The organism is Modestobacter sp. URMC 112, from assembly GCF_053502575.1.
On the sequence record NZ_CP199957.1, the window covers coordinates 2,699,389 to 2,722,864 of the forward strand.

The 23,476-nt window shown below is 72.6% G+C and carries 26 protein-coding genes; 15 read left to right on the top strand and 11 right to left on the bottom strand.

Annotated features, from left to right (window positions below; genetic code table 11):
- Positions 1-10 precede the first annotated feature (10 nt).
- The 3 genes from ACWIX6_RS12590 to ACWIX6_RS12600 all read right to left on the bottom strand — a co-directional run bounded on the left by ACWIX6_RS12590 (position 11) and on the right by ACWIX6_RS12600 (position 4,300).
- Positions 11-1,894: an FAD-dependent monooxygenase gene (locus ACWIX6_RS12590; protein ID WP_448612771.1), complete on the bottom strand. Its 1,884-nt coding sequence runs from the start codon at positions 1,892-1,894 to the stop codon at positions 11-13.
- A 1-nt stretch (position 1,895) separates the two neighbouring features.
- The gene (locus ACWIX6_RS12595; protein WP_448612772.1) at positions 1,896-3,248 is read right to left on the bottom strand and encodes an MFS transporter; all 1,353 of its coding nucleotides are present in this window, start codon (positions 3,246-3,248) and stop codon (positions 1,896-1,898) included.
- 101 nt (positions 3,249-3,349) lie between these two features.
- On the bottom strand, positions 3,350-4,300 hold the full coding sequence (locus tag ACWIX6_RS12600) for a LysR substrate-binding domain-containing protein (RefSeq protein ID WP_448612773.1): 951 nt from the start codon (positions 4,298-4,300) through the stop codon (positions 3,350-3,352).
- A 219-nt stretch (positions 4,301-4,519) separates the two neighbouring features.
- Between ACWIX6_RS12600 and ACWIX6_RS12605 the strand changes: the two genes are divergently transcribed.
- Positions 4,520-5,191, top strand: a complete 672-nt coding sequence (locus tag ACWIX6_RS12605; protein ID WP_448612774.1) for a hypothetical protein — start codon at positions 4,520-4,522, stop codon at positions 5,189-5,191.
- Between the two features lie 525 nt (positions 5,192-5,716).
- The gene (locus ACWIX6_RS12610; protein WP_448612775.1) at positions 5,717-6,445 is read left to right on the top strand and encodes an alpha/beta fold hydrolase; all 729 of its coding nucleotides are present in this window, start codon (positions 5,717-5,719) and stop codon (positions 6,443-6,445) included.
- Positions 6,446-6,592: 147 nt separating this feature from the next.
- Here the strand turns inward: ACWIX6_RS12610 and ACWIX6_RS12615 are convergent, their stop codons facing one another.
- Together ACWIX6_RS12615 and ACWIX6_RS12620 are read right to left on the bottom strand one after the other, a co-directional pair.
- On the bottom strand, positions 6,593-6,874 hold the full coding sequence (locus ACWIX6_RS12615) for a winged helix-turn-helix transcriptional regulator (protein WP_448612776.1): 282 nt from the start codon (positions 6,872-6,874) through the stop codon (positions 6,593-6,595).
- On the bottom strand, positions 6,871-7,275 hold the full coding sequence (locus tag ACWIX6_RS12620) for a VOC family protein (protein ID WP_448616996.1): 405 nt from the start codon (positions 7,273-7,275) through the stop codon (positions 6,871-6,873). The genes ACWIX6_RS12615 and ACWIX6_RS12620 overlap by 4 nt, the downstream gene beginning before the upstream one ends.
- Before the next feature lie 24 nt (positions 7,276-7,299).
- Between ACWIX6_RS12620 and ACWIX6_RS12625 the strand changes: the two genes are divergently transcribed.
- Both ACWIX6_RS12625 and ACWIX6_RS12630 read left to right on the top strand, forming a co-directional pair.
- Complete coding sequence (locus ACWIX6_RS12625; protein WP_448612777.1) at positions 7,300-7,614, top strand: tyrosine-type recombinase/integrase; 315 nt, start codon at positions 7,300-7,302, stop codon at positions 7,612-7,614.
- A 214-nt stretch (positions 7,615-7,828) separates the two neighbouring features.
- Positions 7,829-8,104, top strand: coding sequence for a hypothetical protein (locus ACWIX6_RS12630; protein WP_448612778.1), 276 nt, complete (start codon positions 7,829-7,831; stop codon positions 8,102-8,104).
- Between the two features lie 120 nt (positions 8,105-8,224).
- Here the strand turns inward: ACWIX6_RS12630 and ACWIX6_RS12635 are convergent, their stop codons facing one another.
- Entirely contained in the window at positions 8,225-8,872 is a 648-nt protein-coding gene (locus ACWIX6_RS12635) for a TetR/AcrR family transcriptional regulator (protein ID WP_448612779.1), read from the bottom strand.
- A 109-nt stretch (positions 8,873-8,981) separates the two neighbouring features.
- On the opposite strand from ACWIX6_RS12635, the gene ACWIX6_RS12640 reads away from it, so the two are divergent.
- The 5 genes from ACWIX6_RS12640 (at position 8,982) to ACWIX6_RS12660 (ending at position 12,328) form a co-directional block, all read left to right on the top strand.
- Positions 8,982-10,187 carry an FAD-dependent oxidoreductase gene (locus tag ACWIX6_RS12640; RefSeq protein WP_448612780.1) on the top strand — a complete coding sequence of 402 codons (1,206 nt, stop codon included), beginning with the start codon at positions 8,982-8,984 and terminating at the stop codon, positions 10,185-10,187.
- A gap of 3 nt (positions 10,188-10,190) precedes the next feature.
- A complete protein-coding gene (locus ACWIX6_RS12645; protein WP_448612781.1) occupies positions 10,191-10,484 on the top strand; it encodes a putative quinol monooxygenase in 294 nt (97 codons plus the stop codon).
- A gap of 130 nt (positions 10,485-10,614) precedes the next feature.
- A complete protein-coding gene (locus tag ACWIX6_RS12650) occupies positions 10,615-11,037 on the top strand; it encodes a 3-hydroxyacyl-CoA dehydrogenase family protein (protein WP_448612782.1) in 423 nt (140 codons plus the stop codon).
- 11 nt (positions 11,038-11,048) lie between these two features.
- Complete coding sequence (locus ACWIX6_RS12655; RefSeq protein WP_448612783.1) at positions 11,049-11,567, top strand: nuclear transport factor 2 family protein; 519 nt, start codon at positions 11,049-11,051, stop codon at positions 11,565-11,567.
- The gene (locus ACWIX6_RS12660; RefSeq protein WP_448612784.1) at positions 11,564-12,328 is read left to right on the top strand and encodes an enoyl-CoA hydratase/isomerase family protein; all 765 of its coding nucleotides are present in this window, start codon (positions 11,564-11,566) and stop codon (positions 12,326-12,328) included. Before ACWIX6_RS12655 ends, ACWIX6_RS12660 begins: the two co-directional genes overlap by 4 nt.
- Positions 12,329-12,714: 386 nt before the next feature.
- On the opposite strand, the gene ACWIX6_RS12665 is transcribed toward ACWIX6_RS12660, so the two are convergent.
- The 5 genes from ACWIX6_RS12665 to ACWIX6_RS12685 all read right to left on the bottom strand — a co-directional run bounded on the left by ACWIX6_RS12665 (position 12,715) and on the right by ACWIX6_RS12685 (position 18,145).
- On the bottom strand, positions 12,715-13,662 hold the full coding sequence (locus ACWIX6_RS12665) for a fumarylacetoacetate hydrolase family protein (RefSeq protein WP_448612785.1): 948 nt from the start codon (positions 13,660-13,662) through the stop codon (positions 12,715-12,717).
- A gap of 1 nt (position 13,663) precedes the next feature.
- The gene (locus ACWIX6_RS12670) at positions 13,664-14,662 is read right to left on the bottom strand and encodes a cyclase family protein (protein WP_448612786.1); all 999 of its coding nucleotides are present in this window, start codon (positions 14,660-14,662) and stop codon (positions 13,664-13,666) included.
- A 60-nt stretch (positions 14,663-14,722) separates the two neighbouring features.
- A complete protein-coding gene (locus ACWIX6_RS12675) occupies positions 14,723-15,637 on the bottom strand; it encodes a LysR substrate-binding domain-containing protein (RefSeq protein WP_448612787.1) in 915 nt (304 codons plus the stop codon).
- 204 nt (positions 15,638-15,841) lie between these two features.
- Complete coding sequence (locus ACWIX6_RS12680) at positions 15,842-17,104, bottom strand: MFS transporter (protein ID WP_448612788.1); 1,263 nt, start codon at positions 17,102-17,104, stop codon at positions 15,842-15,844.
- Between the two features lie 78 nt (positions 17,105-17,182).
- A complete protein-coding gene (locus ACWIX6_RS12685; RefSeq protein WP_448612789.1) occupies positions 17,183-18,145 on the bottom strand; it encodes a LysR family transcriptional regulator in 963 nt (320 codons plus the stop codon).
- An 84-nt stretch (positions 18,146-18,229) separates the two neighbouring features.
- Between ACWIX6_RS12685 and ACWIX6_RS12690 the strand changes: the two genes are divergently transcribed.
- The 6 genes from ACWIX6_RS12690 (at position 18,230) to ACWIX6_RS12715 (ending at position 23,462) form a co-directional block, all read left to right on the top strand.
- On the top strand, positions 18,230-19,225 hold the full coding sequence (locus tag ACWIX6_RS12690) for a cyclase family protein (protein WP_448612790.1): 996 nt from the start codon (positions 18,230-18,232) through the stop codon (positions 19,223-19,225).
- A gap of 21 nt (positions 19,226-19,246) precedes the next feature.
- The gene (locus ACWIX6_RS12695; RefSeq protein WP_448612791.1) at positions 19,247-20,380 is read left to right on the top strand and encodes an FAD-dependent oxidoreductase; all 1,134 of its coding nucleotides are present in this window, start codon (positions 19,247-19,249) and stop codon (positions 20,378-20,380) included.
- Between the two features lie 79 nt (positions 20,381-20,459).
- Entirely contained in the window at positions 20,460-21,398 is a 939-nt protein-coding gene (locus ACWIX6_RS12700; protein WP_448612792.1) for a VOC family protein, read from the top strand.
- Positions 21,398-22,366 carry a fumarylacetoacetate hydrolase family protein gene (locus tag ACWIX6_RS12705; RefSeq protein ID WP_448612793.1) on the top strand — a complete coding sequence of 323 codons (969 nt, stop codon included), beginning with the start codon at positions 21,398-21,400 and terminating at the stop codon, positions 22,364-22,366. Before ACWIX6_RS12700 ends, ACWIX6_RS12705 begins: the two co-directional genes overlap by 1 nt.
- A complete protein-coding gene (locus ACWIX6_RS12710; protein WP_448612794.1) occupies positions 22,363-23,121 on the top strand; it encodes an SDR family NAD(P)-dependent oxidoreductase in 759 nt (252 codons plus the stop codon). Before ACWIX6_RS12705 ends, ACWIX6_RS12710 begins: the two co-directional genes overlap by 4 nt.
- Positions 23,118-23,462, top strand: coding sequence for an SDR family NAD(P)-dependent oxidoreductase (locus ACWIX6_RS12715; protein ID WP_448612795.1), 345 nt, complete (start codon positions 23,118-23,120; stop codon positions 23,460-23,462). Before ACWIX6_RS12710 ends, ACWIX6_RS12715 begins: the two co-directional genes overlap by 4 nt.
- The last annotated feature ends 14 nt before the right edge of the window (positions 23,463-23,476 follow it).

Genomic DNA, 23,476 nt, shown 5'->3' on the forward strand with positions numbered 1-23,476 from the left:
TCCTCTCGGGTCAGCGGGCCGCGGTCGCGGTGGCGACGGCGTCCAGCAGGGTGTCGGTGTCGGTCCGGTCGGCGAGCAGCAGGGCCAGCCGGGTCAGGAAGCCCTCGCGGTCGTCGGGGGCCACGGTGTCCAGGGCGGCGGAGAGCGAGAGCCAGGCCGCCTCGCGCCGCGCCTGCTCGGGGGGCAGTGCGGCGGCTGCCGGGTCGGCCGCGGGGACGACGGGTGCCGCGCCGGCCCCGGAGCGCAGGTGCTCGGGCAACCGGGTGAGGTCCTGGACCGGGCCGCGGGCGAGCAGCAGCCCGTCCGGGCGGACGACGAAGACCTCGCCCGGGGTCGCGCCCCACGCGGCCACCAGGTCCCCGGTGTCCACGACGGGGACGAACGGCGTCTCGACCGCGTCGCCGCCCACCAGGGCCAGGACGACGTCCTCGCGCGGCAGGGCGCCGGCCAGGTCGTCGCGCAAGAGGGCGGCGGCCTCGACCGCCGCGGCGTCCAGGCCGATCCCGACGACGGCGACGCCGGCGCCCCGCACCTCGTTGAGGGAGGTCTCCTTGCCGTCGGCGAGCCGGACCCGGCGGTCCTCCACCGGGTCGCCGGGCAGCAGTCCGGGTGTGCCAGGGGCGGCCGGCACCGTGAGCGGGGAGAGCCGGGCGTGGGTGGCGCTGCTCTGCCGGGGGTCGATGAGGTGGCTGAACTCCGGCCGCAGCGTCGACAGCGCCAGCAGGGCGTCCCGGGTGGTGCGGTGGCCGTGGCTCCCGGGCGTCATGATCAGGGTCGACTTGCCGGCCTTGGCGACGTTCTGCTCCCACGCGTGGTGCCGCTCGGCGGACCAGGTGTCCAGCAGGCCGCGGTCCGCGGACCCGCCGACCACGGCGGCCAGCATCCAGGCCAGCGTCTCGGCGTCCTCCATGCCGGAGTTCAGCCCGCGGACGCCGAAGATCGGCACGAGGTGCGCGGCGTCGCCGGCGAACAGCACGCGGTCGTGGACGAAGCTGTCCAGCGCCAGGGCGTGCGCCTTGTAGAAGCCGTGCCACTCCAGCGTCCAGGGCCGCTCGTTCTGCAGCCAGGCGAGGTGGCTGGCGATGCGGGCCCGGATCCGGTCCTCCTGGGTCTCGACCTCGGCGTCCTCCCCCGGGTCGAGCTGGTAGTCGATCCGCCAGATGTCCCGCGGCTGGCGGTGCATGATCACCGTGGAGCCGGGGTTGCTCGGCGGGTCGAACCAGACCAGCCGCTCGGTCGGCAGGTCGGACTCCCAGTGGATGTCGGCGATGACGTAGCGCCCCTCGTAGCTGGCGCCCTGCAGCCGCTGACCGGTGAGCTCGCGCATCCGGCTGCGACCGCCGTCCGCGGCGACCACCCAGCGGGCCCGCAGGGTCCGGCGGCCGCCGGGGGTGTCGACGGCGAGGTCGACCTCGTCGCCGGCGGGCGTGCAGCCGGTGGTGCTCGCGCCCCAGTGCAGCGTGACGAGCGGATGGGCGAGGAGCGCGTCGACCATGATCTGCTCGAGCTCGGACTGCGAGACGTTGACCATCGGCCCCCGGACGGCGTGCGCCTCGTGCGGCATCCGGAAGCGCAGCACCTCCACGTCGCGGTGGAAGCTGCGGCCGCCGTGCCAGGGCAGCGCGAGCTCGGACAGCTGCTCGCCGAAGCCGAGCCGGTCGGCGACCTCGAGGCTGTGCCGGGAGATGCAGATCGCCCGGCTGCCGAAGGAGACCTGGGTGGCGGCCTCGAGGACCGTGACGGCGACGCCCCGCTGGGCCAGACCCAGGGCGACGGCCATGCCGACCGGGCCGGCGCCGACCACGACGACGGGCAGCGCCGGGTCCGCCGCCGTCATCGAGCGGAACTCCGAGGCCGGGTAGGTGCGAGGCCGGTAGTAGGGGGAGCTCGTCATGTCAGCGCACCGCCGTGGTCAGCTCGGCCGGCTGCGCGAGCGCACCCGGGATCGGGTCCTCGGCCTCGTGCGGCCGCCGCAGCAGGACGGAGGTGCAGGCGAGGCTGACCACGCTCACCGCGACGAAGTAGGCCGAGATGGCCATCGTGGTGCCGAACTCGGCGTAGAGCCAGGTGGCCAGGAGCGGGGCGATGCCGCCGCCCAGGATCGCGCCGACCTGGTAGCCCAGCGACGCGCCGCTGTAGCGGACGTGGGCGGGGAAGAGCTCGGCGAACAGGGCCGACTGCGGACCGACGGTGCAGCCGAGCACGAAGGCCAGGGCCAGCATGGCGACGAGCATGACCGGGACCGACGCGGTGTCCAGCAGGGTGAAGAACACCGCGGACACGACCAGCAGCGCCACGGTCGAGGGAACGTAGACCCGGCGGCGACCCAGGGTGTCGGAGAGGTGGGCGGACAGGCCCATGCCGACCATCCAGACCGGGCAGGAGGCGATCAGCAGCGCCAGCATCGTGCCGCGGGAGAAGCCGAGCTCCGTCGTGCCGTAGCTCAGCACGAAGACCATGAAGACGTAGGCGATGCCGTTGGTGGCGATGAAGGTGCCGCCGGCCAGCAGGACGGTCCGCCAGCTGGTGGTGAGCACCTCGAGGACCGGGAGCCGAGTGACCCGGCTCTCCTGGGTGACCGCCCGGAAGGCGGGGGTCTCCAGGACGCCGAGGCGGATCCATAACGCGACCGCCACCAGGACGATGCTCAGCAGGAAGGGCACCCGCCAGCCCCAGGTGAGGAACTGCTGCTCGGTGGTCAGCTGGGTGCACAGCAGGAAGACCACGTTGGCCAGGACGACGCCCGCCGGGACGCCCATCTGTGGTGCGGCGCCGTACAGGCCGCGCCGGTGGCGGGGGGCGTGCTCGGTGGCCATGAGGACGGCGCCACCCCACTCCCCGCCGACCCCGACGCCCTGGACGAAGCGCAGGACGACGAGCAGGACCGGGGCCCAGACGCCGATGGCGTCGTAGGTGGGCAGCAGTCCGATGCCGACCGTCGCCAGCCCCATCAGGAGCATGGAGACCACGAGCATCGACTTGCGTCCGGTCCGGTCGCCGAAGTGGCCCATGACGATGCCGCCGAACGGCCGGGCGACGAAACCGACCGCCAGGGTGGCGAAGGCGGCGAGCGTGCCGGCGAGGTCGGAGCCGCCCGGGAAGAACTGCGGGCCCAGCACGAGCGCCGCGGCGGTGCCGTAGATGAAGAAGTCGTACCACTCGATCGCTGTGCCGATGAAGCTGCCGGTGACCGCCCGGCGCACCTGACTCTGCGCCGGACGTCGGTCGTCGGTGACCGCTGTGGCCATGGGTGGACCTCGCTCTGCTCGTGGGGGGCGGCTCTCCGGCCGCACGTCCAGAGTGGGTGCCGTCACGTCGGCTGAAAAGCAGGGCTTTCGGGGCTGCTTCCTCAGCTTTGCTGTGGAAACCCCAGGGAGCCGGACTGCGCCATCCGGACGGCCAGCGCGGTGAACGTCCGGCTCGCCTTGCTGGGCAGGGAGTCCGGGTGCCACACCACGTCGACGGCCACGGCGCGCAGCACCGGGGCGGCGACGTCCTTGACGACCACCGGCATGCCCTCGTAGGTGACGTTGGCGCTGGGCCGCTGCAGCAGGAGGGTCCAGCCGAAGCCGCGGCCCACGAAGGAACGGGCCGTCTCGTACGTGCGGGCCCGGTACACCACGGTCGGCGTGAACCCGGCCTGGGCGCAGCAGGCGAACGCGTGGCCGGAGCTGGGCGGTGCGTCCAGCAGCACCATGGGGTCGTCCCTCAGCTGGGCGAGGTCGAGGGGCGCCGTGCCGTCCGCGAGCCGGTGACCGGCCGGGAGCACCACGCGCGGTGGCAGGCGGGCCAGAGTGGCCGAACGCCAGGTGGGGTCGAGGTCGAGGTCGTACATGATCGCGAGGTCCAGCTCCCCGCTCTCCAGGCCCTTGCTCAGCTGGTCCTGGGTGTTCTCGTGGACCTCCAGCCGCGCGTCGGGGTGCGCCTTCGTGAACTCGCTGATGAGGGCGGGCAGCGCGGTCGGGGCGAGCGACGGGTAGCAGCCGATCCGGACCAGCCCGCTCACCCCGCGCGCCTCCCCTCTGGCATCGGCCTCCAGCTCGGAGGCCTGGTGCAGCAGGAACCGCGCCCGCGGGAGGACGACCTCGCCGGTCGGGGTGAGGCTGACCCCCTTCGCCTTGCGCCGGCGGAGCAGCTCGACCCGGAGCGAGCGCTCGAGCTCGGTGACCGCCGCGGACAGGGCGGACGGGGAGACGTGCAGCCGCTCCGCGGCGGCGCTGATCGTCCCCGCCTCCGCGACGGCGATGAAGGCGGCCAGCTGGTTCATCGTGAAGGCGGGTGCGCCCTCGGCCCTGGACACAGCCGGGACGCTACTGCGGCGACTCGGCGGTCGGTGGCCTCCACGAAGCGATCGGGGCCGCTCGGGGACTCTGGAGCGGCCCCCGAGCTGCGGTCTTCGCCGTCCGCCGATGTCCTCCGAGGTCGCCGGTGGCCGCGACCACGAGACGGCGCTCCTGGTGATGTCGGCGCAGCCGTGCGGCCTGCCGATGCAACACACTGTGCGCGGTGAGGAGGAGCCATGGTGCTCAGGTTCGTGAGGTCGTGGGTGGCGACGACGCTGATGGCGTCCGGAGGCCTCTTGTTCGCCGCGTCCTGGCAGCGCTGGGCCGGTGCATGCCCGTGGGGCGGGGACCAGGAGACCCGGGAGTGCGAGATCCGGATGGACCACCTCTACGACTTCCTCCCGCCCGCAGAGCCGTGGATGCCCGCGGGGGCGGCCGCACAGCTGGCGGGTGCGTCGCTGCTCGTCCTCGCAGTCGCCGTCCTCTCCCTGCCCTGGGCCTTGACCGGACGGAAGCCGGGGCTCACCGCCGCCGGGGCTTGCCTCGCGGTCGTGCTGGTCATGACCAACGTCGGACAGGCGGCCCTGCGCTCGGGGCTCGACGGCGCAGTCGTCAGCCCGGTGGCCCCGGACATCACCATCTGGCTCTGGTTCCTGGCACCCCCGGTCCTGTTCGGGTGTCTCGCGGTGCTGTCCCGCGGCTGGGCGGGCCGTGCGGCGGCGGTGCTGCTGATCCTGGCGTCACCACTGGTCGCCGTCTTCTACGCGGTCGGCCCCTTCGACGCACAGCCGTGGTGGGAGGCGATCTCCGGCCTGCTGACGTGCGGAGCCGGGATGTGCGTGCTCGTGGAGGCGATACGTCGGCCGGCCCGACGTCGAGATGCCGTCCTCGAGCCGGCTGTCGCCTGAAGGCCGTGTCCCTCACGAAGCCAGGCGAAGTCACCAGCGCTGCGCCGGTGACCGCCGCTGTCCCGTCGGCCGCGTTGCTGTACTCAGGCGAGAGGGGGGCCACCCTCGTCGGGTGACCCGCCCCTGACCTGCGTCTTCACACTGTCGGGCTGACAGGATTCGAACCTGCGCCCCCTTGACCCCAGTCGCATTCGACGGCTTCGTGGCCGTCCACCGATGCGCCGTCTGCGCAGGTCCAGCGGCTGCGGCGTCCGCAGCCGTGTGGCCCCGTACAGCGTCGTGCGCACCGCGTTGCTGTAGTCCTCCCCCGCCCTCGGGCGCGTCCGCGAACTGACACGACCCGGACTGGGATGCATCGCGATCCCTGGGGGCGGCCCCGGTCTCCCTGAAGGCGGCCTCAGGGACACAGAGGCAGCGCCTCTGAGCCTCGGCGGGCGTGTTCGACGGTGCGGTGGTCACCGTCCGACCCGGCGCCAGGACCGGAGGTCTCTGGTCCATGTGGATAGGCACGGCGACACTCCCCTCATGACCACCTTCGTGTTGGTGCACGGTGGCTTCTGCCGCAGCTGGATCTGGGACGACACCGCCAAGGCCCTGATGGCTCGAGGCCACCGTGTCGAGGCCGTCGACCTGCCCAGTTGTGGTCGGAACCCTGCAGCCTCGGGTGGGCTGCAGAACGACGTGGACACCGTGCGGCGCGTCCTCGACGCATCAGGACCGGGAGTTGTCCTCGTCGGCCATTCCGCCTACGGGTTCGTCCTCACCGAATTGGCCGACCACCCCGCCATCCAGCACAGCGTGTACGTGGCCGCCCTCCACCCTGAGCGCGGCCAGTCCATCGCGGACATGCTGGGTCAGATCCCGGAGTGGCTGGTGCTCAGCCCGCAGGAGGGTGTGGTCCGGGTCAGCGACAGCCCCTCCGTCGTCCGGCAAGCCCTCTGCGCTGACGTCGACGAGGACCGCTTCGTGCGCGAGGTCTTCCCGCGCTTCGTCCCCTCGTCGTTGGCGGTCATGGCGGCCCCCGCCTCTGCGCCCGCTCCCGGCCACGAGACCACCTATGTCATCTGCGAGGAGGATCAGGCTGTTCCGGTCGCAGCCCAGCAAGCCATGTCCGCACGAAGCGATCGTGTCGAGCGGCTGCCGTCGTCTCACAATCCGATGCTGTCCATGCCGGAGCGACTCGCCCAGGTCCTCGAGACCGCGGGCCACTCGCGAGCGCTGACAACGAGCCAACGCAGGGTCGGCGGCAGGTGATCGGGCGGCCGTCCCGCTCTGGCATCCCTGCCGCAGCGACTTTGGGACACAGGGCGGCCTGTGGGACAGTCGTCGCCTTGCCTGAGCGCGGACGTCGGTGCAAGCCGGGCTCGTCCAGTCGGGGCGACCCGTGATTGCGCGCGAGGTTCAGGTCTGCTCGGCGCCCCAGCGTCCGAGCGCGACGATCGCCTCGCGCAGGGCAAGGCCGCGATCGGTCAGCGCGTAGGCCCGGGTGTTGTGCCGGAGCGGCAGACGGGTCAGTACGCCGGCCGCTTCCAGCTCGCGCAGGCGGGTCGCGAGCATGTTCGTCGGCACTCCGAGGTCGCGCTGCAGATCGCCGTAGCGCTGCGGCCCGTCGAGCAGCCGCTCCACGACGAGCAGGGCCCACCGTGCTCCGACGACGTCGAGGGCCGCGGCGAGGTCGCTCATGCGGTCGGATCGGCGTCCGGCTTCATCCAGAACGGCGAGTAGTGGTAGCCGTCGGGGTCGTCGAACTGGCGCTGGTACATGAAGGGGTAGTCGTCGGTCTCACCGATCCGCCCTCCGGCGGCGCCGGCGCGCTCGGCGAGCTCGTCGACCGCCTCGCGGCTGCCGAGGTCGAACGAGACCGTGACCTTCGAGGGCGTGTGGGGTCCACCGACCAGCTCCTCGACGCCGCCGACGCTCGCGTACATCTCGCGGCTGCCGAGCATGACGTACTGCTCGGGCGCGATCGCGAAGCACGACACGTTGTGATCGGACATCTCGGCGTTGAGGGTCCAGCCGAGGGCTGTGTAGAAGGCGGTCGCGCGCTCGACGCTCTCGACGGGGCAGGTGATGAAGAGGCTCATGCGGCTCACACTTGCAAAATACAAGTGCGGCGTCAAGGCCTGAGGCCGCATCGCCCGCCGCCTCGACGCGCTGCAGCCGCCGGAGCCTGGCAGGAGCACGGACTGGTCTCCACCACCGAGATCGGTACGCCGTTCGAGCCCCGCAACATGCTGCGGCGCTTCGAGGTCCTCGCGGAACGAGCCGGCCTCCGCGGCGTCACCCTGCACACCCTCCGGCACTCCGCGGCCAGCCTCCTGCTGGCAGCCGGCACGCACACCAAGGTCGTCCAGGAGCACCTCGGTCACTCGTCGTACGCCATCACGGCGGACATCTACAGCCACGTCCGTCCGGCGCAGTAGCGCGTGAGGAGGCGGACCCGCTCGGACCAGCGCTCCGCTGGTGACCGTTGCTGTCCCACGGGCCGCGTTGCTGTGGTCATGCGAGAGGCGGGCCGACCCATTCGGGCGACCCGCCTCTGACCTGCGATCACTCTGTCGGGCTGACAGGATCTGAACCTGCGACCCCTTGACCCCCAGGCGTGCGCAGCGCGTTCGCCAAACAACGGTGGTCGAAATGGTGGTCGACCTGGCGCGGCCACACCGGTCGTGCGCGCTGCCAGCCTGGGGTGTCGTCAGCTACAGGGATCTGTCCACTGAGCGGTTACGTCCAGCGCCGGTGGGTCAGGTCGTGTGGTCGTCCTTCGTCGCCTCCAAGGCGGCAGCCCGCTGCGCGGGCGAGGTGGCCCAGCTGGCCAGGCGCGGCCCGATGACACCCGACGGCGCCCGCGACGAGCTGCACACCCGGGCTGCGGCGGCTGGCGTCACCGACGTACATTGCGCCGACCCGTAGGCCGGGGGCGTGGCGGTCGTCCGCTCGGACCAGTAGGTCGCGGCTGTGCTCTCGTTGGACGCCCGGCAGGGGCTCACCGACTTCTCCGCCGGCATCCTGGTCGACGCGCGGTAGCCGCGATCACTCCTCGGGGACCGCGCCCAGGAGGTAGCGGACGGCCATGTCGCCGAGGCTCCTGACGAACGCGTCGTCGTCCACCGGGGACGACGACGCGAAGTCCCCGCCGTAGGCCATCCGGAACATCACCGCCGCGAAGACCGTCCCGAAGGAGCCCCGGACAGCGCCCTCGCGGTCAGGATGCGTGATCGCCGACCCGGCTCGCAGGACGACGCGGGTGAACCCGTCGCCGAGCTCCCCGGCGTAGCGGGACCCCCTACGCCGCACCTCCGGGTGCCCACCGGAGATCAGGACGACGGCCCCGAGGAACCGCTGGTGGCGCAGCGAGAGGCCGACCATCTCCGCGACCGCCGCCCGGACCAGCTCCGCCGGACCGAGCCCGGTCCACCGCGCGTCGTCGGCGAAGACCTCTTGGCCGGCCCGCAGCCGGGCGACCCCGTGCTCGTAGACGGCGAGGAACAGCGCCTCCTTGCTCGTCGTGCGCGCGTAGATCGACGGCGGCGCCACGTCCGCCCGGTCGCACACCGCAGCGATGGTGAACGACTCGTACCCGCCGTCTTCGAGGATCGCGACGCCGGCGTCGAGCACACGGTTCCATGCCTCCCGGCTGCGCTGCTGCTTGGGCGGGCGCACTTCGAGATCGGCATCCACGGGCGCATCCTCCTCCGCACACCCTTGACAGGACAGTGACGGGCGCTACAGTCCAGCGCTAACTGTAGTGCTCGCTACTGTTTGGCGACTCGCCCTCACGAGGTGTCTCATGACCGCTCCCACCACTCCCACGCGAGGCCGCGTCGCCGTCCTCGGTGCCGGCCCGGCCGGCATGGCGGCCGCTCTCGGCGCGATCAAGGGCGGGCACGACGTCGTCGTCTACGAGCGCTACCGCGAGGCTCGTCCGGCCGGCAACATCCTCAACCTCTGGCCGCCGCCGCTGAAGGCACTGAGCGCCCTCGGCGTCGACACCCACGACCTCGGCGCGCCGACCCACTCGCAGTTCCGCAACGTCCGCGGCAAGGTCCGCGCCGACGTCAAGCTCGACGAGGACGTGGAGCAGGCGTACGGCGGTGGTTTCATCGGCCTGCTCCGTCCCGAGCTGTACGAGCGGATGCTCGCGGCGATCCCGCCCGGCGTGATCCGCTTCGACCAGCAGGTGGAGCGCATCGAGCAGGACGACCGGGCGGTCACCCTGCACTTCGCCGACGGCAGCACCGCGGAGCACGACGTCCTCGTCGGCGCCGACGGCATCGACTCGCTGGTCCGGCGGACGCTCTGGGGCGACGCCCCCAAGCGCGAGCACCGGCTGCACATATTCGGCGGGTTCACCTTCGCCGACGTGCCCGGCATCGAGCCCAACACCTGCATCGTCGGCCACAACCGGACCGTGCAGGGCAGCTGGACGTCGATCCGGCACAAGGGTCGCGACGGTCACCAGTGGTGGGTGCTCACCGCCACAGACCCCGACGCGCCGGCTCCGGCGGACTTCAAGGGCGCGGCCACCGCCCTCGGCGCGGACTTCCCGGCACCACTGCCCGGCTTGATCGCCGCCACCGAGCCGGAGAACGTCCAGCGCTGGGTGTTGCGGGACCGGCCTGCGCTCGAGCAGTGGTCGAAGGGGCGGGCCACCCTGGTCGGCGACGCCGCCCATCCCACGTCCCCCTATGCCGCCTACGGCGCGGGGATGTCGATCGAGGACGGCTACTTCCTCGGCGTAGCCCTCCGCGGCGTCGACCTCACCGACCTCGACGCCGTCCGACAGGCCCTGCAGACCTACGAGGAGCCGCGCAAGCCGCACACCGCCAAGCAGGTCCAGATGGCGTACGTGCTCGGCAAGGTCTTCCACCACGCCCCGGCGCCCCTGCGGCCGATCCGGGACTTCCTCCTGGACCACACGCCGTTCCTGCAGAAGGTCGCCGGCGACACCAACCCGCGCGAGATCAACCAGCAGCTCGCGCTGATCGAGGGCTGAGCCGTGCTCATCGTGCTCGGTGACGCCACCGCCGCCCCCGGCCGCCGCGACGAACTCGTGGCGGCGGCCCGGGCGGTCGCTGCGGCCACCCGCGGCGACCTCGGCTGCCTGGCCTACTCGTTCGCCGCAGACCTGGAGGACCCGGACCGCATCCTGAGCATCGAGATCTGGGCCGACCAGGGGGCCCTCGACGAGCACATGGCGCACGAGCACACCCGGGCGTTCCTCCGGGTCGCACCGGGCCTGGTGGCCGGCGAGCCGGTCATGTCGTTCCACGAGGTGGCCCACCCCGGCTGACCGCAGCGCATCGCATCACGCCGACCGATACCTGCTCATGAGCAGAAGCCATTTCCGCTCGCCGGCCCGCTTCCGCAGAATCGGTCCACGACGCCGGTGTCCGCTGCCGCGCCCTGACCATGGAGGACCCGTGCCCGAACTGGTCGACGAGCTCGCAGCTCCGCCGCCGGCGGTCCTGCCGGTGCTCGCCGGCCTGACGGTGGCCGAGCGGCAGGCCATCGGCCTCTCCGACGACGTGCCCGCCCCGGATGACGGAACCCCGCATCGTCGTGAACCGGCTGCTCATCCCGTCCCTCGACGACGCCGTGCGCCTGCACGAGAGCGGCGTGCGGTGGACGAGGTCGACGTCCTGCTGCGGAAGGGCGCCGGGCACCCGATGGGGCCGCTGGCACTGATCGACCCGATCGGGCTCGACGTCACGGTGGCGGACCTCGAGTCGATGGCCGCCGTCGAGGACGACCCACGGCTGCACCCGGCACAGACGCTCCAGGACCTGGCTGCCGGCGGCCGCCTCGGCCGGAAGACCGGCGCCGGCTTCCACACCGACTCGTGAGAGGACCCCACATGGCAGCCCTGGCCGACCCGCGGACGGCGGCCGATCCCGCCGCCGCCTGGACGGCGCTGATCGGCCGCTACTACGAGGGCTGCAGCGCCGGCGACGTCGACCGGATGCTGGAGACACTGCACCCCGACGTCGTGCACTGGTTCCTGGCGCCCAACACCGGGTCGAAGGCGGTCGAGGGGGCCGAGCACCTGGCCCGCTACTGGCGCAAGGTGACCTCGATGCTGCAGGCCCGCTGGGTGGTCGACAGCATCTGCGCCACGCCCGAGCAGGCGGTCATCGAGTGGACCATGTGGTGGCTGCCCGAGGGCGCCTCGGAACGCGTCGCGACCCGCGGGGCCGAGTGGTTCAGCTGTGCCGACGGGCTGATCCGCGAAATCCGCTCCTACTACCAGATGCGCCCGGTCACGACCGAGCTCGACGGCTTCCCCTACACGGAACGCGGCTACTCGGTGCCCGGAGCCGAGCGCAGCACCATCCATCCCGACGCCGACTCCTACGGCCCGGGCGGTGCCGCATGAGCGCCGTGGACGTCACCCGGGACGGCGCGGTCGCGACCGTCACGTTGAACCGCGCGGACAAGCTCAACGCCCTCGACCGGGCCACCCGGTGGGAGCTCATCGGCGCACTCCGCGAGGTCGCCGACGACGCCGCCGTCCGTGCCGTCGTGCTCACCGGCAGCGGCCGGGCCTTCAGCGTCGGCCAGGACCTCGCCGCGGTGGAGGAGCTCGAGCACGCCGACGAGACCGTCGCGGGCTCCTACAACCCGATCGCGCAGACGATCGCCGACATGCCCAAGCCCGTCGTCGCCGCGGTCAACGGCCTGGCGGTCGGAGCCGGGATGGGGCTCGCACTCGCCTGCGATCTGCGCCTGGCCGCCGACAACGCCTCCTTCGCCTGCGCGTTCGGGAAGGTCGGGCTGGTGCCCGACACCGCCGTCTCCTGGTACCTCGTCCGCGAGCTGGGCTACGCCCGCGCGTTCTGGCTGGCCGCCAGCGGACGGTCGATACCGGCCGCCGAGGCCCACCAGCTCGGGCTGCTGAACGAGGTCGTCCCCGCCGAGGAGCTGTCCGGCCGGGCCTCCGCTCTGGCCGAGCTGCTGGCGTCCGGCCCCGCGCACGCCCTCGCACTGACCAAGCGCCAGTTCCGCGCGGTGAGCGAGGTGTCCTTCGAGGCGGCACTGGCCATCGAGGCACGCCACCAGGGCGACGCCGGCGGACACCCGGACCACGTCGAGGGCCGCACCGCCTTCGCCGAGAAGCGCTCCCCCCGCTGGGCATGACGGCACCAGGCGCCGTGCACGGCCTGTGGCGCGGCGCCTGGTGCCGGGACGACGTCCGCGCCGCCCTGGCCGAGCGCGGGATCGACAGGGTCACCGTCGAGCTGCCGCTCACCGACCCGGCCGCCGACGTGCGGGCGACGCGGGACGCGCTCACCGCCTTCGCCCGGCCTGCGGTGCTGGTCGGGCACTCGTGCGGCGGAGCGGTGATCACCGCCGCCGGGAGCGCCCGCTCCTACGCGAGCTGGTCTACGTCACGCCGACTCGCCGTCCCGGTCGATCACCACCACCGCGGCGGCGCCCTCGGCGGCGGCCCGCCGGGCCAGCGCGGTCACCGGTACCACTCCCCGCTCCCGTGGACACGACCAACGCGTTCCTCGGGTCCACGGTCAGGCCTCCGCTCCGATGCGCCGCCGACCGCGCGGGATCTCCACCGGATCGGGACCGGGGACGAGCCGGTTCTCGATGACGCCCAGCTGCTCGACCTCGATCCGGACGACGTCGCCCGGCTGCAGCCAGTCCGGAGCGGCACCGCCCAGCGTGCGCTTGATCTCGGCCAGGCAACCGGTACCGCAGGTGCCGGAGCCCAGGACGTCGCCCGGGCGCACCACGGTGCCGCGGGAGGCATGCGCGACCAGGTCGGCGAACGACCACGCCATGTTGGACGTGACGTCGCCGCCGGTGCGTTCGCCGTTGAGCCGGACCTCGGTCCGCAGGGCCAGCCGGCCGTCCTCGACGCGGTCGGCCACCTCGTCGGCGGTCACCAGCCACGGCCCCAGCGTGATGGCGCCGTCCTTGGACTTCGACGGCCCCATGGGGAACTGGAACTCGAAGACCTGCAGGTCGCGGGCTGACCAGTCGTTCATGATCGTGTAGCCCAGGATGTGGTCGGCGGCCTGCTCCGGGGTGAGGTCCGAGCCGGCCAGGCCCACCACGGCGGCGACCTCGAGCTCGTAGTCGTACTGGGTGGCCGACGGGGGCATCCGCACCTCGGCGTACGGCGCCACGATGGAGGCCGGGTTCGAGAAGTAGAAGAGCGGCTTCTCGTACCACGCGTCCGGCACCGACCCCGCCAGTTCGGCCAGGTGCGCCTCGTAGGTGAGGAAGTCCCGCACGCTCGGCGGGTCGAGCAGCGGGCCGAACGACGCCGCGGACACCGGGACGGCATCGCCTGAGCCGGACTGCCGGGCGACGTCCGCGAGGGCCTCCTGCCCGCCCTCGATGACGTCGCGCAGTGTCGGCCCAGGATGGAGCAGCCGGACCACGCCGTCGTCCATGGTGCCGTCGAGGACCCCGACCCGCGGGCCCCGAGGGGTGAGCAGCGTGGTCAGCCGCACGTCACTTCACCGCCACGGGGTTCACCGGTGAGCCCACCGCACCCGTGAAGGGCAGCGGCTGGGCGGCGAGGAAGAACTCGTGCACGCCGTCCTCGGCGCAGTCGGCTGCCAGGCCGTCGAGGTCCCACATCTCCCCCAGCAGCAGGCCGATGTGCGGCAGCGCGACCTGGTGCAGCGGCTGCATGGCGTCCGGCCACTCGTTGGGCCGGACCTCGACGCCCCAGGTGTCGGTGGCGACCGCGGCGATCTCGGTGGCGTGCAGCCAGCCCGCGGTCTCGAACGACAGGCCGGGCGCCGGGCCGCCGGCGTAGGCGCCCCAGCCGGTGCCGTCGGCGACCGCGCGGCGGGCCCGCGAGAGCTGACCGGTGCGCACCAGCACGATGTCACCGCGGCCGACCCGGGAGGAGTCCCCCTGGCGGCGGATCGTCTCGTCGAGGTCGGCGCTGGTGATCGGGCAGCCGTCGGGCAGCTCGCCGTCCTGCCCCAGCGCCCGCCCGACGTCCAGCAGGACGCCGCGGCCGACCACCGGCGCCGCGATCCGCTCGATGCCGGTCGCCGAGTCGCCCTCGCTGGTCACGATCTCCCGGCCGATCCGGCCGTTCCAGGCCACCCCGTGGTCGAAGACGTGGCCGAGCCCGTCCCACTGGGTGCTGCACTGCAGGGGCATGAAGACCGCGTCGTCGGCCACCGACAGACCGTGCGGCAGCCCCATCTGCTCGGGAGTGTCCATGCCGGTGGACATCATCGTGTGCACCGGGTTCACTCGCCGCTTCCAACCGAACTGGGGGCCGTTCGCATCGAAGGGCAGCGACAGGCTGAAGGAGTCCCCACGCCGGATCAACGAGGCTGCCGTGGCGCGGAGGCCTGCGTCGATGAAGTTGACCGTGCCGATCCCGTCGTCGGCTCCCCAACGACCCCAGTTGCTGAACCGCTTCGCCGAGCCGGCGATGGCCGCCGCGGGATCGGAGCCGAAGTCGACGGTGATGTCGTGACCGTTCACCGCTCCAGCATCAGGGGTGGAGGTCGCCGGCGGAAACGCTCATTCGGTATGCCCGGCCATTCACGGTGCTGATGCGCTCGACTGGTCCGACGTCGCGTCGTCTCCGAGCACGAGACGGCGCAGCCACTGGTGCGCGGGATCCCGCTGCGCCGACCGGTGCCAGTACAGGCACTCGACGAGCGGCTCGCCGAGGAAGGGCGCGTCGATGACCCGCACCTGGTGACCCGGCGCCAACCGCGCGGCGAGACCCGCGGGCAGGAAGCCGATCCGGTCGGTCCCCTCGACCAGGGCCGGCACGGCGGAGAACGACTCGGCGTTGACCGAGCCGGTGGCGGTGATGCCTCGGACCGTCAGCAGCCGTTCGATGTGCGCCCCCGACCCCAGGTCGTGGAAGAGGCCCACCAGTGACCGCCCCTGCAGCGCCACCTCCTCCAGTCGGTCCCCCTCGTGCGCCGCGTCGACGACCGCGACCCACGGCTCGCTGGACAGCGGCCGGCTCGGATGACCGCTCAGGAAGGCGCGAGGTGCCAGCAGGAGGTCGACCCGGCGCATCACCGCCTCGCTGTCCCGGACGAAACCGGAGTCGATCTGCACCAGGTCCACGACCACCCGGGGCGCGAGACGCTCCAGATCCCGGAGCCGGTCGGCGATCAGGGTCATGCCGTAGTCGCTCGCCGCGATCCGGAAGACCTGCGCCGCGGTCGACGGGTCGAACGACGCCTGGATGCGCAACACCCGCTCGACCATGCCGAGTGCAGGCTCCACGGCGTGCTGCAGCTCGCGGGCGACCGGGGTCAGCGCCAGCCCGCGCCCCTCACGGACGAGCAGCTCGTCGCCGAACTGCCGGCGCAGGCGGGCGAGCGCGTTGCTCATCGCCGGCTGGCTCAGCCCCACCGTCTGCGCCGCCCGCGTGACGTTGCGCTCCTGGAGCAGCGCCCGCAGCGAGACGAGCAGGTTGAGGTCCACGCCGGCCATGTCCAAGGCAGCCCCTCCTCCCCGTCGGTCGACGGATGTTCACGCGAACCCGTTCACCAGGTCGATGACGACGAACAGTCAGCGCAGCACGCGACCGACGACCCACCCGGCTCAGGCCGCCGCGCACCGCCACGGTGGGTGCTACATCGTGCGGACGCACGACGGCCCCGGGGACAGCGGTAACCCAGGGCCGTCGACGGTCGGTCAGTGGGCGGCGACAGCCGGGACGAAGGACCGCGCCGGCCGGAGAGCGCGCACGGTGACCGCCGCAGCGAGGGCGACGGCCCCCAGCACGACCAGGGCCGATCCGAGGCTGCCGCTGGCGCCGGTGAGTGCGAGGACGACCAGCGGGCAGAAGAACTGGCCGATGAACACCGCCGACGTCCAGACGCCCGTACCGCGGCCGCGCTGCTCGAAGGCGAGCGAGCCCAGCGCCCAGGTCAGCATCGACGGCAGCAGCAGCCCGTTGCCGAACCCGGTCACGACGGCCGAGACGATCACGAGCGGGACGGACGACGCCAGTCCGAGGCCCAGGATGCCGAGACCTGACAGCCCGAAGGCGAGGGGGACGGTCACCGCGGGGCCGAGCTTGGCGAGGCGACCGAACAGGAAGGCGCCGACGGCGGTGCCCAGCGAGGCGATCGCGCTGGCCGCGCCGATGGTGGCGGTCGACTCCACGCCGATGCTGTCGAGCGTGAAGGACAGCTCGACGATGAGGACGTAGAAGACCAGACCCCCGAGCACCGTCACGGCGACGGGGGCGCGGAGCAGCTCCCACGGCAGCGGGACCAGCTCGTGCGTGCGGGCAGCAGCCTGGGCCCGCGGAGCCGGCTGCCAGATGACCAGAGCGGCGGCGACGGCGAGCGGCAGGCTGACGACGTAGAGCCAGAACGGCGTCCGCCAGTCGGCCGCACCGAGGGCGCCGCCGACACCGAAGAAGATCGTGGCCGCAACGGTCGTGTAGACGACCTGGAGGCCGAAGTAGCGCTCGCGCTTCGAGCCGTGGAAGTAGTCCGCGAGCAGGGTCGTGCAGCAGGTCATGATCGCGGCCTCGGTGAGCCCGAGGAGGACCCGGCTGGCCACGATGAGCTGCAGCGACGGCAGCCACAGCGGCGCCGTGCCGACGAACGCGTAGACCACGAGCGCGCCGACCAGCAGCCGCTTGCGACCGACCCGGTCGACGATGCGCCCGGCGATCAGGGCGGTCAGGCCGATGACGAGCGCCGGCGCGGTCAGCACGATCGGGGTGAGCGCCTCGACCCCGGGCGTGTCCGCGAAGGCGCGCTGGATGCTGGGCAGCACAGGCGCCAGGAGGACGGCGCCGAGGACGGCCAGGCAGCTCGAGAGCAGCAGGACCAGGGCCTGCGGGAGCCCGGCGGGGCGACCGGTCGCCGGGTTGACGGCGACCTCGCCGTCGAGGGGCTCCTCGACGGCGAGGGTGGTGCGGGTGGCTTCCGACACGGGCATCTCCGGAGGACGGGCGCCGACTCTCGTGATCGGCGTCACTGGCCGAGAAGTGTCAGGACGGAGCCGGCCGAGCGGAAATCACTTCTCCTGAGACTGCTCATCCACCACGTCTATGTCCTTGCGGACGCCGCCCTCGACCGCCTGCCCGGCCGCCCGGGCGACGAGGTCGCGGAACCAGCCGTGCTCCGGGTCGTCGTCGAACGCGGGGTGCCACCAGATGGCCTCCACCAGCGGGCCGGCGTCGAACGGGCACGCCAGCGCCCGGACGCCGACGTCGAGGGGCAGCAGGTCCACCAGGCGCCGCTGCAGGACGGCGATCCGGCTGCTGCCCGCGATCAGAGCCGGCACGGTCAGGAAGTTCTCCGTGACCACGGCCACCCGCGGCTCGATCCCCAGCATCCGCATCCGGCGCACGGCCGGGGTGGACGCCGTCGGGCCGTTGTAGGAGAGGACCCACGGCAGCTCCCGCAGGTGGTCGACGGTCACTTCGTCGCCCACCTCGCCGTTCTGTCGGGACACGACGCAGACCCACTCGTCGCGGTAGAGGTCGCAGTGCGAGAGGTCGGAGACGAACCCGTGCGGGAGGAGCAGTAGATCGGTGCTCAGCAGCACCTGGTGTGCGCGGTCGACGTGGTCCGGCGTGTTGATCGTCAGGCGCAGCCGGGCGTGCGGCGCCTCCTCCGCCATCAGGGTCGCGACGGTGTCCCCGAGGACGGCGATGCCGTAGTCGCTGATCAGCAGCGAGAACTCACGGGTGGAGGACGCCGGGTCGAAGGCGAGCTGGGCGGAGAAGACCTTCTCCACGCCGGTCAGCGCGAGGCGGACGAGCTCACGCAGCTGCACTGCCATCGGCGTCAGCCGGTAGTCGTTGCCCACCCGGCTCAGCAGCTCGTCGCCGAAGTGCCGCCGGAGCCGGGCGAGAGACGCTGACAGCGCCGGCTGGCTCAGTCCCATCTGGGCGGCGGCGCGGGTGACGCTGCGCTGCTGGAGCAACGCGTCGAGAGCCACGAGCAGGTTCAGATCGAGGCTCGCCAGGTTCACGCGGTCACGCTATCCACGCCGTGGATGCCCGTCATCAGGCATCTCGTCTTCCCTCACCCCTGTGGGCTGCCCCACGGTGTAGGCGTGCCGCAGACCACACCGGACCTCGACCGCAGTGATCCTGCGGGCGCCATCGCCGCAGCCGCGAAGCGCGTGTCCAACGCGGGCCGGTGGGGTGCGGACGACGTGCTCGGCAGCATGAACTTCCTCGACGAGGAGAAGCGCCGGGAGGGCGCGGCGCTGATCCGTCGCGGTGCGTCCTTCTCGCTGTCGCAGCGGTTCGACGCCGACGGCCCGCAGAAGGGCTGGCGCCGCCGCACCAACCCGGTGCACACCATGCTGGACACCGGCCTGGACGCCGAGCGCGGCCAGGACTTCCCGCACGGCCTCGGCGGCGCCGACGACGTGGTCTTCATGCCGCTGCAGGCCTCCACCCAGTGGGACGGCCTCGGCCACATCTTCGACCACGGCACCGCGTACAACGGGCGTCGCGCCGGCGACGTGGTCACGAGCGAGGGCGACCGGCTGACCGGCATCGAGACCGTCGCCGCGCTGATCGCCGGCCGCGGCGTGCTGCTGGACGTCGGCCGGGCGATCGGCACCGACGGGGAACTGCCCGACGGCTTCGCCATCACCGCCGAGCACCTCGAGGCCACCATCGCCGCGCAGGGCGAGACCTCGCGGGTCGGCCGCGGTGACCTGGTGCTCGTACGGACCGGCCGCCTCACCCGTGCCCGCCGCGACATCGCCGAGGGTCGCGGCTGGGGCGACTACGCCGGCGGTCCCGCTCCCGGCCTGTCGTTCACCACCGCCGACTGGCTGCACGACAGCGAGATCGCCGGCATCGCCACCGACACCTGGGGCTTCGAGGTGCGACCCAACGAGTTCGACGTCGCCTTCCAGCCCCTGCACCAGGTGGCGATCCCGCACATCGGGCTGTTCATCGGAGAGATGTGGGACCTCGACGCGCTGGCCGCCGACTGCGCCGCCGACGGCCGCCACGACTTCTGGCTGACCGCCGCACCCCTGCCCGTGACCGGCGCCGTCGGCGCGCCGGTCAACCCCATCGCCGTCAAGTGATCCGGACGAAGGAGTCCTGACATGCCTGCCGTCAACGACGTCCTGGTGGTCGGTGGAGGCCTCTCCGGCGCCGCCACCGCGATCCTGCTGGCCGACTCCGGCGTCAGCGTCGAGCTCGCCGAGATCAAGCCGGACGTGACCGCCCTGGGCTCCGGCATCACCCTCCAGGGAAACGCCCTGCGCGTGCTGCGGGAACTGGGCTTGCTCGACGAGTGCGTCGCACGGGGATGGACGTCGGAGGGTCTGGTCCTGAGGGCACCGTTCGCACCGGACGCCACCGTGGTCGCCCGCATGCCGAACCACCGGTCCGGTGGGCCCGACCTGCCGGCGAGCATGGGCATGTACCGCCCCGATCTCGCGCGCATCCTGATGAGCAGGGCCGAGCAGGCAGGCGTCAAGACCCGTTTCTCGACCACCGTCCAGGAACTGGAGCAGGACGGCACCGGCGTCGACGTCCGGTTCACCGACGGCTCCACCGGCCGCTACGACCTCGTGGTGGGCGCCGACGGCGTCCGCTCGTGGACGCGGCGCATGCTGCAGGTCCCGCTCGAGACCAAGTCGGTCGGCATGGGGATCTGGCGGGTCTTCGCTCCCCGTCCCGCCGAGGTGGAGAACTCCGAGTTCTACTACGGCGGGCCCTGCTACATCGCCGGCTACACCCCGACCGGGGAGGACTCGCTGTACGCCGTCCTCGTCGAGGACGCCCAGGACCGCACGACGCTGACGCCCGAGGAGAAGGTCGCGATCGTCCGGGGCCTGTCGGAGTCCTACCACGGACCCTGGGACGAGATCCGCGAGTCGATCAGCGACCCGGAGAAGATCCACTACACCTGGTTCGAGGAGCACCTCCTCGACGCACCGTGGCACCGCGGCCGTGTCGTCCTGATCGGCGACGCCGTGCACACCTGCCCGCCCACCATCGCCCAGGGCGGTGCGCTGGGCCTGGAGGACGCGTCGGTCCTCGCCGACGTCCTCACCTCGGCCGAGGCCTTCGACGACGACCTGCTCGCGACCTTCGCCGCCCGCCGCTACGACCGCGTGAAGGAGGTCGTCGACGCCTCGATGCAGATCGCCCGGTGGCAGCTCGCGCACGAGCAGGGCGACGTCCCCGCGCTCATGGGGCGGATCGCCGCCCTCACCAGCCAGCCCGCCTGACGAAGGACCCCCTCCTCCCGTCCTCCGCAAGCTCAGGATGGGACCCGGGAGGGGGCCAGACCCCCACGGAGAGAGCCACATGACCCAGCGTCTGATCACCCACCTGCGGCACGTCGACCTCGCCGTGCCCGACTTCGGCAAGCAGCTCGACTTCTACACGAACACCTGGGGCCTGACCGCCGAGCACAGCGACTCCGGGCTGGCCTTCCTCGCCGCCGAGGGCTCGCCCGAGCAGTACGTCGTCCGGCTGCGCCAGTCGGGCGACAAACGGATCGACCTGATCTCCTTCGGTGCCGCGAACGCCGCCGACGTCGACACGCTCGCCGCGCAGGTGGCCGCCGACGGCGTGCAGCTGGTGTCCGAGCCAGGGGCGCTGCAGACCCCCGGCGGCGGCTACGGCTTCCGGTTCTTCGACAACGAGGGCCGCACTGTCGAGATCAGCTCCGACGTCGCCGTCCGGCAGCACCGGAAGATCGAGGAGGGCGAGGACATCCCCGTCCGCCTCTCCCACGTGGTCATCAACTCCGCCGACCCCGCGAGCACCCGCGCGTTCTACGAGAAGCACCTCGCGTTCGCGCTCTCGGACACCCTGATGCACCCGCGCATGGGCGAGATGATGTGGTTCATGCGGATCAACGCCTGGCACCACAGCATGGCGATCGCCCGCGGTCCGCACCCGTCCCTGCACCACGCCTCCTTCGAGATGCGCGGCATCGACGAGTACATGCGCGGTACCGGCCGGCTGATGCGCGCCGGCGTCGAGAAGGTGTGGGGCCCCGGCCGGCACAAGGCCGGCAACAACACCTTCAGCTACTTCCTCGACCCGCACGGGAACACCGTCGAGTACACGACCGAGCTCGAGACCGTCGACGAGGACACCTGGCACCCGCACGTCCTCGACATCACCGACCCGATGACGGCCGACCAGTGGGGCACGGCGAACCAGATGAACGAGTTCGTGGCCCAGAAGTCGTTCAACGACCCCGACAAGGGCCTGTTCGTCGCTCCTCCGGTCTGATGCGGTTCGCGACCTGGGAGTCCGGGGGCCGCGTGCAGGCCGGTGTGGCGGGAGCCGCCGGCCTGCACGCCCTTCCCGACGGCCGTTCCGTCCTCGACCTCGTCCGCGCCGGGCTGCCGGCCGCGCTGGAGGCCGGGGAGGCCGCGCTCGCCGGCCCGGCGGTGCCGCTCGACTCGGTGCGCCTGCTGCCGCCGCTGCAGCCGCCGACGATCCGCGACTTCGTCGCCTTCGAGGAGCACGTCGAGGGCGTGCGCAAGGCCATCGACGGGGTGGGCGGCGTCGTCCCGGAGTGGTACCAGGCGCCCACCTTCTACTTCACCAACCCCTACGCCGTGGTCGGCGCGCACGACGACGTCGCGGTGCCGCCGGGGTCGCAGCGCTTCGACTTCGAGCTGGAGGTGGCCGCCGTCATCGGGAAGGACGGCGCCTCGCTGACGCCCGAGCAGGCCCGCGGGCACGTCTTCGGCTACACGCTGTTCAACGACTGGTCGGCGCGGGACCTGCAGGCCCGCGAGATGAAGGTGAGCCTCGGGCCGGCCAAGGGCAAGGACTCGGCGACGACGCTCGGGCCGTGGCTGGTCACCGCGGACGAGCTCGAGCCCTACCGGGACGACGAGGGGTTCCTCGCGCTGGACATGCGAGTGTCGGTCAACGGCACCGGGATCGGCCAGGACCTGCTCTCCAACATGGGCTGGCCGTTCGAGGAGCTCGTCTCCTACGCCTCTCGCGGCACCGAGGTGCGCGCCGGTGACGTGCTGGGGTCGGGCACCTGCGGCAACGGCGGCTGCCTGGCCGAGCTGTGGGGGCGCCGTGGCGCGGACGCCCCTCCCCCGCTGCAGCCCGGCGACGTCGTCGAGATGACCGTCGAAGGCATCGGCACCGTCCGCAACCGCGTCGTCCCCGGCCTGGACCTGCCGCCGGTGGCCCCCGCCCGCGCGCGACCGCGCATCCGGGAGCGTCGCCGGTGAGCCGGCTCGAGGGCAAGGTCGTCGTGGTCACCGGAGCGGCGCAGGGCCAGGGCGCCGCCGAGGCGCGGCTGCTGGCGGCCGAGGGTGCGACGGTCGTGGCGACCGATGTCCGGCCCGAGGCGGCCGAGGACCTGTCGGGGGTGGACTACCAGCAGCTCGACGTCACCGATGCGGCCGGCTGGGCCTCCCTGGCGGCCGACCTGGCCGACCGGCACGGCCGGGTGGACGGGCTCGTGGCCAACGCCGGCGTCACCTGGCGGGCCCGCCTCGCCGACCTCGACCCGGCCGACCTGGCGCGGGTCTCCGAGGTCAACGTGACCGGCACGCTGCTCGGCATCCAGGCGGTGAGCCCGCTGATGACCTCCGGGGGGTCGGTCGTCGTGGTCGGCTCCGTGGCGGCGTTGACCGGGCACTTCCCCGTGGCCTACACCGCGAGCAAGTGGGCGCTGCGCGGGCTGGCCAAGGCCGCCTGCCTGGAGCTCGGCCCGCGCGGCATCCGGGTGAACACGGTGCACCCCGGCTACATCGAGACCCCCATGACGGCGTCGGCCTCACCCGCCTTCCGCGACGCCAACCTGGCGGAGACGCCGCTGGGCCGCACCGGCACCGTCGACGAGGTCGCACCGCTGGTGCTCTTCCTCCTGAGCGACGAGGCGTCGTTCATCACCGGCGCCGAGATCCCCGTCGACGGCGGGATGACCGCGCACGGCGGCGTGAAGTCGATCAGCGACGCGGTCCGGGCGGCGGCGCCGTGACCGGCCGGCTCGAGGCCGAGGGCGCCCTGATCACCGGCACCGCCGGTGGCCAGGGCCGCGCCGCCGCGCTGCTCCTCGCCGCCGAGGGCGCAGCCCACGGCATCCGGGCCACGTGCGTCAGCCCCGGCACGACCCACACGCCCGCCACCGAGGGGGACCTGCTGGCCCCCGGCTCCCCCATGCGTTCGATCGCCCGGTCCGTCCCGCTCGGGCGGATCGGTGCGCCCGAGGAGGTCGCCCGGTGCGCCCTCTTCCTCGCCTCGAACGAGGCGTCCTACGTCACCGGCGCCGATCTCGTGGTCGATGGCGGCTGGTCCGCCGTCCTCCCCGGCGCCTGCTGAACCCCACCTGAGAG

Bases quoted from the DNA above. Each gene is read 5' to 3' on its own strand.
- ACWIX6_RS12610 (WP_448612775.1), top strand. From the start codon at position 5,717: ATGACCACCTTCGTGTTGGTGCACGGTGGCTTCTGCCGCAGCTGGATC.
- ACWIX6_RS12655 (WP_448612783.1), top strand. From the start codon at position 11,049: ATGGCAGCCCTGGCCGACCCGCGGACGGCGGCCGATCCCGCCGCCGCC.
- ACWIX6_RS12680 (WP_448612788.1), bottom strand. From the start codon at position 17,104: ATGCCCGTGTCGGAAGCCACCCGCACCACCCTCGCCGTCGAGGAGCCC.
- ACWIX6_RS12705 (WP_448612793.1), top strand. From the start codon at position 21,398: ATGCGGTTCGCGACCTGGGAGTCCGGGGGCCGCGTGCAGGCCGGTGTG.
- ACWIX6_RS12640 (WP_448612780.1), top strand. From the start codon at position 8,982: ATGACCGCTCCCACCACTCCCACGCGAGGCCGCGTCGCCGTCCTCGGT.
- ACWIX6_RS12695 (WP_448612791.1), top strand. From the start codon at position 19,247: ATGCCTGCCGTCAACGACGTCCTGGTGGTCGGTGGAGGCCTCTCCGGC.
- ACWIX6_RS12590 (WP_448612771.1), bottom strand. From the start codon at position 1,894: ATGACGAGCTCCCCCTACTACCGGCCTCGCACCTACCCGGCCTCGGAG.
- ACWIX6_RS12630 (WP_448612778.1), top strand. From the start codon at position 7,829: ATGGTGGTCGACCTGGCGCGGCCACACCGGTCGTGCGCGCTGCCAGCC.
- ACWIX6_RS12620 (WP_448616996.1), bottom strand. From the start codon at position 7,275: ATGAGCCTCTTCATCACCTGCCCCGTCGAGAGCGTCGAGCGCGCGACC.
- ACWIX6_RS12605 (WP_448612774.1), top strand. From the start codon at position 4,520: ATGGTGCTCAGGTTCGTGAGGTCGTGGGTGGCGACGACGCTGATGGCG.
- ACWIX6_RS12675 (WP_448612787.1), bottom strand. From the start codon at position 15,637: ATGGCCGGCGTGGACCTCAACCTGCTCGTCTCGCTGCGGGCGCTGCTC.
- ACWIX6_RS12700 (WP_448612792.1), top strand. From the start codon at position 20,460: ATGACCCAGCGTCTGATCACCCACCTGCGGCACGTCGACCTCGCCGTG.
- ACWIX6_RS12615 (WP_448612776.1), bottom strand. From the start codon at position 6,874: ATGAGCGACCTCGCCGCGGCCCTCGACGTCGTCGGAGCACGGTGGGCC.
- ACWIX6_RS12595 (WP_448612772.1), bottom strand. From the start codon at position 3,248: ATGGCCACAGCGGTCACCGACGACCGACGTCCGGCGCAGAGTCAGGTG.
- ACWIX6_RS12660 (WP_448612784.1), top strand. From the start codon at position 11,564: ATGAGCGCCGTGGACGTCACCCGGGACGGCGCGGTCGCGACCGTCACG.